This is a genomic window from Aureitalea sp. L0-47 (assembly GCF_026126405.1).
Lineage (GTDB): Bacteria > Bacteroidota > Bacteroidia > Flavobacteriales > Flavobacteriaceae > Pukyongia.
Genome location: NZ_JAFMTQ010000005.1, coordinates 58,688 through 71,021, shown reverse-complemented (window position 1 = coordinate 71,021; position 12,334 = coordinate 58,688). Strand labels below are relative to the sequence as shown.

Sequence of the window (12,334 nt, the reverse complement as noted above, 5' to 3'; positions counted from 1 at the left end):
TGTAAATTTTCCCAAAGGCGTATCTTCGCATTAATTATGGCTCTATTTGGAATATTTGGATCTAAGGGATCTTCAGAAAAAAAAGAAAAGAAAGAACTTCCATGGCTTCGTTTAACACGTATGGAACAACTCGATGAGATCGTTGAAATTTCCAAAACCAAAACGGTCGTAATCTTCAAACATTCCACCAGATGCGGAATTAGCAGTATGGCCCTCCGGCAGTTTGAAAGTAAATATGCTATTGAGCCCGATACCATTAACCTCTATTACCTTGATCTTTTGAGTTTTCGGGATATTTCCGATGAGGTAGGCATTCGTTTCCAGGTATACCATCAAAGTCCGCAGCTTATCATTCTACGCAACGGGATAGCGGTTCACCATGCATCGCATCATAGTATAGATGCGAACAGACTTCATCAATTTATTTAGTAAAATCGAGCTACCCAATCGAGTTATAATCGATTATCCCTGAGGATCTCTTTCAACCGGCCTTTTATGTTATCACTTGCATCCAATAATAGCTGCGCATTCGACGGGAAAGGAATGAACCTGTTATCCATCAATATAAGGTCATCGTCGCTCAATGCTCGTTCATCACCCCGGTAGGTAGCAAACACATTTTCAAAGATAAACTCTGTACCCAGGGGGAACTCATCCATATCCCTGCCACGCTGCAGGTCCCGGTATACTACATTTCCGCCCACATTGGCCGCTTTAAACTGTTCTGTGATCAACATCATTGCTGAAACCGTTTTGTAGACATCTACCTTGATCTTTTTACCATCTTCATCAAGTACAAAATTTCCTTCGGAATCCTTTTTGTATTCCCAGCCGTCCTTTACACGTTTTGTTCTTCTTTCTTCCCTTTCTGAAATACGTTCCGGAGAGAATTCGATCACTCTGAAATTTAGCGCGATCCCATAGTCGTAATCGATACGCTGATCGCGTTCACTGTGATATTCAGTCCAGAAACTGTCGAGTCCGTAGGTATTGAAGTCAAGTAGTTCCTGTTCCAGTCTTCGCGGCATGATCTGCCCACTCCTGTTATTGAGGGTTACAAAGACAAAATCGGTCCCTATATAAATAGCATCCTCTATCATTGCCGTAATCCCTGAATCGCTACCTCTAAGATCCTGTAGTTCATTCAATAGATCGAAAGCTCGTCTGGCCTGCATTTTATCATTGCTATCCAGGAAACGCACACTCTGGCTCCACAGTGCATCACCCAATACCTTTTTAGCATCCAATGTGGCATCAGTGTACTCCTTAAATTTAAATTTGGCTTCTCTGTTTTCTGAAGGAACATTCAACGGCAAGAGTGGACGGATCCATCGCTGTCTTCGCTCCAGGTCGAGATACAGATAGTAGACATCTCTTTTGGATTTCAGATTGTTTTCCTTCTTCAGAAAACTGATCCTTCGTTGATCTTCCGCAACTGCTTTCTTAAATGCTTCTTCAAGCAATACAATGTGCTCTTCATTCTTCGGAGCTTTTTTGTCCTTCTGAAGTTTTTTTACAGCAAGTTCGATCGCCTGGTCGTAATTTCCCTGGGAGAGAAACTTCTGATTTCGTTTCACACTATTACATCCGATTAGCAATAGCGTTGCCAGAATAAGGGTAATAGTCGTTCTCATAACGAAAAGGTATTGGTTATGGTTGATTAAAATACAAGGGTTGTGCCAAACTTATATCTCCCTGGCGGGCAGTACTTTACCGCTGCACTTTCCGAATCCTATTCGAACATTGTCATTTTCACAATATCCACGGAGGATCACAGTGTCACCATCCTCAATGAATTTTCGGGTGGAGCCATCCGCTAATGGAACCGGGTTCTGTCCGCGCCAACTCAACTCCAGCATGGATCCATAGCTGTCCTTGGTGGGCCCGGAAATTGTTCCACTTCCCATCATATCACCACTGCGCACATTACAGCCGTTCACGGTATGATGTGTTAACTGCTGGGCCATGGACCAGTACATGTATTTAAAGTTGGAGGTACACACCACACTTTCTTCCCCGCCTTCGGGTTGAATGATGGCCTGTAATTTAATATCGAAGTTCTTATTCCCTTGCTGCTGAAGGTATGGTAGTGGTTTCGGATCCTGTTCGGGTCCTGCCACTCTGAAGGGCTCCAGCGCATCCAAAGTAACTATCCAGGGTGAGATGGTAGAAGCGAAACTCTTTCCGAGGAATGGTCCCAGTGGAACATATTCCCAGGCCTGGATGTCACGTGCGCTCCAGTCGTTGAACAATACCAGACCGAAAATATAATCCTCGGCCTCACCTATTGAGATACGTTTGCCAAGATCGTTGGCTGCCGTTGTAATAAATGCCATTTCGAGTTCAAAATCCAGCAATCTCGACGGTCCGAAGCCAGGTTTCCCATCATCTCCCGGTTTTGTCTGGCCCACAGGACGACGGACTGGAGTTCCCGAAGGTATGATGGACGAACTCCTTCCGTGGTAACCAATTGGAATGTGCAGCCAGTTGGGCAACAGGGCATTTTCCGGGTCACGAAAAAGCGATCCTACATTGGTAGCATGTTCTTTACTAGCGTAGAAATCGGTGTAGTCACCCACGTCAACAGGCAATTGCATTTCGATCTCTTCCATTGTGAAAAGTACCCGGTTTTTATGCTCTTCATTATCGCGCAAAGCAGGATTATCCGTCATAAATATCTCCGAGACTCGGTTTCGAACAAGTCGCCAGGTCTTGCGACCGTCTGCAATGAAATCGTTCAGGCTGTCCTGAAGGAAAATATCGTCGGTAAGATCGATACCCTTAAAATATCCAAGCTGATGCAAGGCACCCAGGTCGATGGCCGTGTCACCAATACGCGTTCCTATGGTGATAATGTCATCCCTGGTGAGAAAGACGCCAAAAGGTATATTCTGAATGGGAAAGTCACTGTTTTCAGGAACTTTCAACCAAGTAGTACGGTCGGGATTATTTGCTGATAAGGGCATGGTTTGTTATTTGGAATTATAAACTCAATTTGTTGGTAAAATGTTAATCAAATATATGATTTCTGTACCATCTGCACCAAGCATTTTGTATTTTTGATTCTTTATAAATAAATCCAGATCATGATCCCGAGAGACGAACAGATATTCGAACTTATCGAAGCCGAAAAAGAACGACAATTAAATGGGTTGGAGCTTATAGCTTCTGAAAATTTTGCAAGCGAACAGGTAATGGAAGCCGCAGGTTCCGTGCTTACCAACAAATATGCCGAAGGATACCCCGGAAAGCGTTATTACGGGGGCTGTGAGGTTGTTGATGAGGTCGAGCGAATAGCCATTGAAAGGGCTAAAACCTTATTCGGTGCGGAATACGCCAATGTACAACCCCATAGTGGTTCCCAGGCCAATACGGCTGTTTTCTCTGTTTGTATGAAACCGGGGGATAAGTTCCTCGGCTTCGACCTGGCACATGGTGGTCACCTTACGCATGGTTCGCCGGTGAATTTCTCCGGAAAATTATACAAGCCTGTATTCTATGGTGTTGAAGAGGAAACAGGAAGACTGGATTACGATAAGATCGAAGCCATAGCCGTGGCAGAACAACCTAAGATGATAATCGCAGGCGCGTCAGCTTATTCGAGGGAGATCGATTACAAACGTTTTAGAGAGATCGCCGATAAAGTAGGAGCTATCCTGCTTGCAGACATAGCCCACCCGGCAGGATTGATCGCAAAAGGGATCATTGCCGATCCAATTCCACACTGTCATGTAGTAACTACAACTACGCACAAGACCCTGCGAGGTCCGCGTGGCGGATTAATCATGATGGGTAAGGATTTTGAGAACCCCTTCGGAATAACACTTAAGAGCGGAAAACCTCGGATGATGTCTTCTCTGCTGGATAGTGGAATTTTCCCCGGAAACCAGGGAGGCCCTCTAGAACACATCATTGCAGCCAAAGCAATCGCTTTCGGAGAAGCCTTAACCGACGATTTCCTGCACTATATGGTTCAGGTAAAAAAGAACGCGGCAGTTATGGCCCAGGCATTTGTGGACAAAGGCTATAAGATCATTTCAGGAGGAACCGATAATCACATGATGCTGATCGATCTCCGCAATAAAGACATTACCGGAAAAGCGGCTGAAGAAGCCCTCGGTAAAGCCGATATCACGGTGAATAAGAATATGGTGCCTTTCGATGATAAATCACCATTCGTAACCAGTGGTATTCGTATTGGAACGGCAGCAGTAACTACTCGCGGCCTCGTGGAAAGCGATATGGCTCCTATTGTTGAACTTATCGATGAGGTGATCACCAATTATGAAGATGATGCCAGACTGGAAGCTGTTGGTGCAAAGGTGAATGCGATGATGGCGGGCAGGCCGTTATTCAAGAATTAAATTTTTGAAATATTTTTAACAATCGGAGCTATTTTTTAGTTCTTGTTCAGAAGGTATAATTGCAAAATGAAAAAATTACTATACCTCAGCTTGTTGGCTGTTTTAATTCTTCAATGTTCTGAAGACGAAACCCCTAATCCGGGCCCAGATCCAGACCCCGACCCGGTAAATACCGCAACTTATCTACTTTCCCTTGATGAGAATTTTTTGGATGAAGTTGCCTCTGGAACTTTGTACATCAGCAATAGTCAGGGTGAAATAATTGGACAAGCTCCCCTGGCTAATTCACAACAAGCATCTGTGGAAATTGATTTTGATCCTAACGAAGAATACGACGCTACTGTATATGTGGAATTGAATAACACTACAATAAATTTATATCAGTTGTTTACTTATATAAATGTCCCACCAGGCAGTTATACGGCACCGGGCCTTATTAATTCAGGAGTAAATATTCCTACCATTACTATAAATGTCACAAATATTGGTGGGAGCTTAACGGTTCTTAACTCATCGACCTCAACAAATGTATCCATCAATGGCGCCGGTGATTATGTGATAACTGGAAACATGCTCACCGCACCGGGAGATTATTATGTCTCCGTGCAGAAGTCGGGTGAGCAATTTCCCCGATACATCTGGATTGAAAATGTGCCTGGTAATTCGACCGTTGATGTAGATTTTAATTCATTACCGTTGCTTGATAACACAACTGATGTTGCTGTTCCGGCGAATACCTCATCTTCCTTTTCGGTTTATGGAATTTTAAACGACGATCTATCCGGAGTGAATCAGATTTTACATTGTGTACAGAAAGATGCCAATAACAACGGCACTGCTTCTTCTTACGAAGCTTATCTACCTCAAAATGTTTTTGACAAGTATCGCTACGATATTGGTTACGGCTTGTCTAACGATGGAGTAGCCTATCGATACAGCACGATATCCGCTGCAACACCATCAAGCATTCCTTCTGTAAACCTTGGTTTCACATTGAATAACGGCTCGATCTCGAACTTCTCTATGGCAACACAGGGTAATTATGACCACTTCCAGGTTAGGTTCGACTTTCAGAATATTCCTCAAGGAGTAGTTGTTTTTCATACTTTCTACGGGGCAGCCTCACAAAACATTAACTTTTCAAAGGCAAACTTATTCGACAATATTTTTGCTAATCAGTCGAATATAAGTTCCGGGATGTTTGGTTCTTCACTAACATATAGCCTGAAAAATTACAGTCAGTTTAACGGATATTCGGCATTCATCCAAGCACCGTGGGTCTATGGCCCCGTGCTTTCAGACAACGAATTTGTAGAAAGCATTGATCAATAATGAATTGATCTAATCCTAAGGAGTTTTACCAAGAACTCAATCGGAGTTGAATCTCTTTTGTTGTTGAAAGGCTCATTCCATAATAGGAGTATGCGTCCAGGCAAGATTCAGTATTCAGAATTTTATATATTTACTTGACATTCATTGATGTCCAAGTAATCAACCTCTTCATGTACCAAAAAATTATCTTTTGTTTTCTGCTTTCAATCACTTCTTTGAATGCGCAAGTATTATTTAGTGAAGAAGCGAGTAGCCTGGGTTGCGCAAATACTTCCTATGGTACCGGAGTCTATGGTGGCGGGATAGCGTTCTACGATTTTGACGGGGATGGCTGGGATGATCTAACCATCTCATCCGATGAAGGTTTACCGGTACGTTTCTATAGAAATGTAAATGGGCAATTTGTGTTGGTGGATCTGGGAATTAACGATCTCCAGGAAAATCAGACGGTACAGTGGGTGGATTTCGACAATGACGGTGATTCCGATCTATTTACCACTTCGGTTCATGACGATAACAGGTTGTATGAAAATAACGGTCAGATGCAATTCACCAACATCACATTCGAAGCCGGACTTCAGATCATTAATAACTGGAGTTTCGGGAGTTCGTGGGGCGACTATAATAATGACGGCCTTCTCGACCTGTTTCTAACGTCCCACCGCGGACCGGGTTCCGGGTACAGCAACAAACTTTTCAGAAATAATGGAAACGGAACCTTTACGGATGTAAGTGTCCAGGCGGGGATACTTCAGGATGGATATTACACTTTTTGCGCGGCTTTCTTTGACTATAATAAGGATGGTTGGCAGGATATCTATGTAGCCAGTGACCATTCACCGGATAATCACTTATATCATAACAATGGTGATGGAACATTTACAGAAGTTGGCAACACTACGGGGACCGGGATTTCAATAGATGCAATGAGCACAACGATTGATGACGCGAACAACGATGGTTACCTGGATATTTATGTAACCAACACCTCTGCGGGCAACGTTTTCTTCGAAAATAATACAAATGGTACTTTTAGCGACATGGCTTCGGCGAATGGAACTCTAATGCAAAGTTGGTCCTGGGGGGCTGTGTTTTTGGATGGATCGAATAATGGATTCAAGGATCTGTATGTTAGCTCCTGGGAAGTTGATCCTGCTGTGGGTCTAACATCTGCCTATTACTACAACGACGGATCCGGTAACTATACCATTCCCACTGGTTCCGGACTCTATAACGACCACGCAGAAAGCTTCGGAAATGCCATTGGAGATATAAATAATGATGGCTATCCGGACATAGCGGTACTCAACCAGGAGCCGCACGATATTTTTCTGTACAGGAATTTGTCTGCCGGTAACAATAACTGGATCAAGGTAAAATTAGAGGGGACCGAATCGAACAGGCAGGGAATTGGATCCTGGATAGAGATTTCGGTTAATGGAGAAAGTCAGTACAACTACACTTTATGCGGGGAAGGGTATTTGGGTCAGAACTCCTCCTATGAGTTCTTCGGAATAGGGGACGCCACGGAGATCGATTACGTTAAAGTCACCTGGCTGAGTGGTATTGTGGATATCATCGACAATCCAGCTATTAATACCCATATTACAGTGACCGAAGGACTCGGTCTGGGTACGCAGGATGGTGATTCATTGGTTACATTCAGAATATCACCAAACCCTGCAAACGATCGTGTGAGTATTTCGGTTTCTTCAGAAATGATTGGGAGCCCACTAAAGATTCACAATGTGAATGGAGGGTTGGTTCAGGAAACTGTGATCGATTCTTCATTATCGGAAATCTTCCTTCCTGAATTTTCCAGTGGTGTGTATTTTGTCACCCTTGAGAATAACAAACATTCAATCACCAAAAAGCTATTGATCAACAACTAAAGGAGCAGGTGGAATTTCATATATTTACCCAAAAGTCAACGTTGTTAAGTAAATAACTACTTCATGTACCCAAAATTTTTCATTTGCCTTCTAATTTCAATCACTTCTTTACAAGCCCAGGTGCTGTTTAGCGAGGAGGCAAGTATTTTAGGATTGTCAAATACCTCCTATGGAGGCGGAACCTTTGGAGGTGGTATATCATTTTTCGACTTCAATAATGATGGTTGGGATGACCTTACAATCACTTCTGAAGAGGGCCAATCCATACGTTTTTACAGGAATAACAATGGACAATTCGAGCTGGTTGATTTCGGGATCAATGAAACACTCGAGAATAAAACGGTCCAATGGGTGGATTTCGATAATGATGGCGATTACGACCTGTTCACAACCACGATACATGAGGATAACAGGTTGTACGAAAATGACGGTCAGATGCAATTTACCAATATCACCTTCGAAGCAGGACTACAGATCATAAATAACTGGAGTTTCGGAGGTTCGTGGGGTGACTATAATAACGACGGGCTTCTCGACCTGTTCCTTACTTCCCACCGCGGCCCTCTTTCGGGTTACAGCAACAAGCTATTCAGAAATAATGGAAATAGGACCTTTACGGATGTAAGTGTTCAGGCCGGTATACTTCAGGACGGGTTTTACTCCTTTTGTGCGGCTTTTTTCGACTTCAACAAGGACGGTTGGCAGGATATTTATGTGGCCAACGACCGGACTCCCGTAAATCACTTGTATCGAAATAATGGCGATGGAACTTTTGTCGAAATTGGAAGTGCCTCCGGAACCGGGGTTTCCATTGAGGCTATGAGCACCGCCATTGACGACGCAAACAACGATGGTTACCTGGATATCTACGTAACTAATACCGCGGAGGGTAATGCCTTTTTTAAGAATAACTTCAATGGTACGTTTACAGATCTTGCACCTGCTAACGGCACTTTAATGGAAAGTTACGCCTGGGGAGCAGTATTCTTGGATGGAGCCAACAGGGGAATCAAAGATCTCTTTGTGAGTGCTTTGATCGATGATCCAAGCATTGGGCTTACATCCGCTTATTATTACAATGATGGCTCCGGAAATTATATTATTCCTTCAGGGATAGGATTTGATAATGACAACGCAGAAAGCTATGCCAATGCGATTGGTGACGTGAATAATGACGGCTATCCGGACATTGCCGTTCTGAATTATGAACCACACGACATTTTCCTATACAGAAATATTTCGACTAGTAACAACAACTGGATCAAGGTGAAATTAGAAGGGATCGAATCGAACAGGCAGGGGATCGGGTCCTGGATCGAGGTTTCGGTAAATGGTGAAAGTCAGTTCAACTACACATTGTGTGGTGAAGGATATTTAGGACAGAATTCGCCTTATGAATTCTTCGGAATAGGTGACGCTACGGAAATCGATTACATAAAGGTGACCTGGCTAAGTGGAAATGTAGATCTCATCCAAAACCCCGCGATCAACACACAAATTACCGTGGTGGAAGGATCTTCCTTGGGAACCTCGGATGTAGGTGAAAACAATTCGTTCCGAATATACCCGAACCCGGCAAATGATGTTGTAAGCATAATTACTTCCGCAGAAATGATTGGCGGCCAGGTACTAATCCACAATGTGAATGGTCGATTGCTAAAGAAATCAGTTCTTGAAACGACAGAAACTAATCTGAATGTCTCTGAATTCGCCTCCGGCGTATATTTCGTAACCCTGGAAAATAAGGACAGGGCAATTACAAAGAAGCTTGTCGTTAGCAAATGATAAGGAACGTTAAAGACCGTTAAACTTCACAACAATTTCATCCAAAGCGCTTTTTTTGTGTAATTACAATTAAAACAAATGAAGGTATTTGCCATAATCCTTATGCTTGGAATGATAACCAGCGGTGAATTTGAAATAAACTTCGGAATAAGTACCGGAGGTGATGACTGGCGGGTTGTGAACGACGATGTGATGGGAGGAAGATCCTCCTCCCTGGCATTCTTAAAGCCGTCTTGTCTAAATTTTAAAGGCAAGGTTTCATTGGAGAACAATGGTGGCTTTGCTTCTATAAGGGGTCCTTACCAAAAGATGGACCTTTCAGAATACAAAACAGTTACGATCCGACACAGGGGAAGCAGCAGAAAATTTGCGATTTCCCTGGATAGGTATAGAGCATGGTATCGCCCGAACTACAAATATGAGTTCGTCCCCACCGATGAATGGCAGGAGACCACAATTAATTTAACGGAATTCAAGGAATCAAGTGTAGGCCGATATACCGGCAATACAATGCCCATAGAGGCGCAATCAGAGATCATCCGTATGGGAATCATTCTGTACGATAAAAAAGCGGGGCCCTTCGAACTGGAGGTAGATTATATTCGTTTTGATTAATTGCTACCTGACTTCATAAATCGCGGAGATTTATTCATAATAGCCAATCTATCTTTTTGTTTTTGAGAAGTTTTGGACTTCCCTGAAAATACTCGTAACGTCCAGTATTGAATCCCTGTGAATACTTTATTCTCGGAAATACTCATTTTCAGAAATTTATACTTCTGTAAAGATACAACGGAGCGAAATTTCTTACAAGGGAATTTCCCTTAATTTTAAAGGGGAATTTCCCTATTTTGGAACCAGCAACCTAATCATTCAGCAATGACATTTCTGGAAACCGCCCGACTCAAATTGAGAAAGTATACTCTGGAGGATGCCGGATTCGTTCTCGAACTTTTAAATTCTCCTGAATGGATAGCGAATATCGGGGATAGGGGAGTGCGTACCCTGGAAGATGCAAGGCACTATATCGAGGAGAAATATCTCGCTCAATATGACGAATTGGGCTTTGGTTCTTATGTTTCTGTATTGAAAGGCAGCAATACTATTGTGGGGACCTGTGGGCTTTACAAAAGACCTAAACTCGATCACTTCGATATTGGATTTGCTTTACTTCCGAAGTATGAAAAAAAGGGATACGCCTTTGAAGCGACCTCGGCATTGATGAACTACGCCCGTAGCGAGTTGAACATGGATACGATTTATGGAATCACGTTACCTACAAATAAAGCTTCACAAGGCTTGCTTCGCAAACTCGGCCTGGAAATAATAGACAGGATTCGAATGGAAGAGGATGAGGCAGAATTGCTGTTGTTTTCAACCTGATTATGGCCTTCCTCCCGGATCGGGAAATACAACGCTTTCATAGGCTCCGGCATCGGGATTGGCTCCACGCGTTACCCCGTTGAGGTCTTGCGCAGGCCCAACGCCTGGCAATGCAATGCCATCGGCTCCGGATTCACCAGTTTCTATATTGAAGTCGTTTAACTCGGTATCGAAGAATACAGGGTCCTCGTTCAAGACGATATTGGTGTACAGGGATGCATTCTGAAAGTTGTATTCGGGAATGTCGGTAAATTCATTATTCGGATCTTCAAACCGAATTAAACTATTCCTGAAATTGAAATTGAATTGTGCAGAAGGCTCATTTACAAATCCTAATTCGCGTTGTTCACTTCCATAGATGATACAGTTGGTGAAATCTGCGCGTACAAGGTCGGCCACCACTACCTCGGTCTCACTCACCTGGAGTACATTATCGATAAGTACCGTTGGGAACGTCCTGAAGCTATTGGTCCAGAAGTTGGCAAAAGTACTATGATTGAACTCGTAATCGCCTCCCAGGGAACAGGCGAGCGAAGCTTGTCCGCTATTGTTGATCACCACATTGTTACCAACGATCGTTGCCGTCCTGGCAAGTAACCCAACGTTCGCACTGTTGTAGATCTGTACGTTTGTTAACGATAGAGGTGAATTGTCGTTGAGTATTCCCACTACTGAATTCTTTACAGTTGTGTGTGTAAAACTGTTATTCGTACTTCCCTGTGTCAACCAGATCGTACTCCATTGTCCGGGAGTATTGGCAAAGGTTGGTTCCAGTCGATCACCTTCAAAGATGATCTCACCTTCCATGAGTTCAGGGTCTGTGCTTGGAATTCCATTTGCCTGGATCGAACCATTATTTGCTACAATTATTCCACTATCGGCATGGAAATGTACTCTTGTACCCGCGTCTATGGTAAGGGTTTTGTCCGGAGGAACTGCCGCAAAACCATAGATCACATAGGGCCTTTCATTAGTAAAGTTTAATTCGGTATCATCCAGGAAGAATCCTTCTACCAGTATATCTTCACCGTTGCCATCTACTCCAAGATTAAGGGTTTCAACGGTACCATCCGCAAAACGCTCGGGGAACAGGAAAACCGCATCCTGAACCAGGGTAACCAGGTCTACATCCTGCTGGTTTCCACCGGTATCGAAAAGGATCTTATCGGTATACAGAAATGCATTATCCGGATTTGGGAAGTTATTGATGTCTAATGTTGTTTCAATAAAGATGAAGATACTGTCTTTCGCAAGTACGGTGACATTCTCGAACATCTTTCCCGGCACACCATCCACGTTGAGTCGATAATTAGAATTCTCACCATCTCCCAGGGCCAGGGTAGGAATATTGATATCGTCATCGCTACGATTGTATACTTTCAGGTTATAGGTACTGGAACCGATGTTGGTAAAAACGGTATCCAGGTACACCGTATCCCGGGAAAACTCCAGGTTACCGGTGCTGGGAACAGTTTCGAAGTCGTTTCGGCAGGAACTCCAGAGGACAACGCAGGCTAAGACTGCGATCGCGTATAAATACTTCATCTAAGCTAAATTTCAGTAAAAATATAACTTTTT

General features: G+C 43.3%; 10 protein-coding genes. 7 read left to right on the top strand and 3 right to left on the bottom strand.

From position 1 onward, the window contains the following. Nucleotides 1–36 precede the first annotated feature (36 nt). Nucleotides 37–429: a bacillithiol system redox-active protein YtxJ gene (gene ytxJ / locus J1N09_RS07140; protein WP_265199278.1), complete on the top strand. Its 393-nt coding sequence runs from the start codon at nt 37–39 to the stop codon at nt 427–429. Between the two features lie 23 nt (nt 430–452). Here ytxJ and J1N09_RS07135 read toward each other — a convergent pair whose 3' ends face one another. Together J1N09_RS07135 and fahA are read right to left on the bottom strand one after the other, a co-directional pair. Continuing rightward, nucleotides 453–1,634: a hypothetical protein gene (locus tag J1N09_RS07135; protein ID WP_265199277.1), complete on the bottom strand. Its 1,182-nt coding sequence runs from the start codon at nt 1,632–1,634 to the stop codon at nt 453–455. 51 nt (nt 1,635–1,685) lie between these two features. Then, complete coding sequence (gene fahA, locus J1N09_RS07130; protein WP_265199276.1) at nt 1,686–2,966, bottom strand: fumarylacetoacetase; 1,281 nt, start codon at nt 2,964–2,966, stop codon at nt 1,686–1,688. Nucleotides 2,967–3,089: 123 nt separating this feature from the next. Between fahA and glyA the strand changes: the two genes are divergently transcribed. The 6 genes from glyA to J1N09_RS07100 all read left to right on the top strand — a co-directional run bounded on the left by glyA (nt 3,090) and on the right by J1N09_RS07100 (nt 10,756). Then, the gene (glyA, locus tag J1N09_RS07125; protein ID WP_321160802.1) at nt 3,090–4,364 is read left to right on the top strand and encodes a serine hydroxymethyltransferase; all 1,275 of its coding nucleotides are present in this window, start codon (nt 3,090–3,092) and stop codon (nt 4,362–4,364) included. Nucleotides 4,365–4,430: 66 nt separating this feature from the next. Continuing rightward, nucleotides 4,431–5,696 carry a hypothetical protein gene (locus J1N09_RS07120; RefSeq protein ID WP_265199274.1) on the top strand — a complete coding sequence of 422 codons (1,266 nt, stop codon included), beginning with the start codon at nt 4,431–4,433 and terminating at the stop codon, nt 5,694–5,696. Nucleotides 5,697–5,866: 170 nt separating this feature from the next. Further along, entirely contained in the window at nt 5,867–7,588 is a 1,722-nt protein-coding gene (locus J1N09_RS07115) for an FG-GAP-like repeat-containing protein (RefSeq protein WP_265199273.1), read from the top strand. Between the two features lie 63 nt (nt 7,589–7,651). Further along, entirely contained in the window at nt 7,652–9,373 is a 1,722-nt protein-coding gene (locus J1N09_RS07110) for an FG-GAP-like repeat-containing protein (RefSeq protein WP_265199272.1), read from the top strand. Between the two features lie 78 nt (nt 9,374–9,451). Continuing rightward, entirely contained in the window at nt 9,452–9,988 is a 537-nt protein-coding gene (locus J1N09_RS07105; RefSeq protein ID WP_265199271.1) for a CIA30 family protein, read from the top strand. 264 nt (nt 9,989–10,252) lie between these two features. Further along, nucleotides 10,253–10,756: a GNAT family N-acetyltransferase gene (locus J1N09_RS07100; protein WP_265199270.1), complete on the top strand. Its 504-nt coding sequence runs from the start codon at nt 10,253–10,255 to the stop codon at nt 10,754–10,756. Here J1N09_RS07100 and J1N09_RS07095 read toward each other — a convergent pair whose 3' ends face one another. Further along, nucleotides 10,757–12,301 (bottom strand): hypothetical protein, encoded by a 1,545-nt coding sequence (locus J1N09_RS07095; RefSeq protein ID WP_265199269.1) that lies wholly within the window; start codon nt 12,299–12,301, stop codon nt 10,757–10,759. Between the last annotated feature and the right edge of the window lie 33 nt (nt 12,302–12,334).